The organism is Penaeicola halotolerans (assembly GCF_016464625.1).
GTDB lineage: Bacteria > Bacteroidota > Bacteroidia > Cytophagales > Cyclobacteriaceae > Penaeicola > Penaeicola halotolerans.
On the sequence record NZ_JAEAGO010000118.1, the window covers coordinates 1 to 259 of the forward strand.

Below are 259 nucleotides of genomic sequence, written 5' to 3' on the forward strand. Positions count from 1 at the left end.
CCATCACGGAGTAAACATCACCCAATTCGCCTTTTTGACGCATCACTCGCATCTGCCGTACCATTGGGTAATATCTTAAATTGAAATGAACTGCATTAATTAGTTCGGTTTCCTTTGCCACCTTCACAAGCTCTTCAGCTTCTTCGATTGTCATCGAAAGTGGTTTTTCACACACCACATGTTTACCGGCTAGCATACATGCTTTAGCTTGCGGAAAGTGAAGGAAATTCGGCGTACAAATATGTACTACTTGTATGCT

1 protein-coding gene is annotated in these 259 nt (G+C 42.1%); it reads right to left on the reverse strand.

What is annotated here, in order from left to right:
• The coding region (locus I5349_RS13860; RefSeq protein ID WP_226391370.1) for a Gfo/Idh/MocA family protein at positions 1-259 on the reverse strand (259 nt) is incomplete at both ends.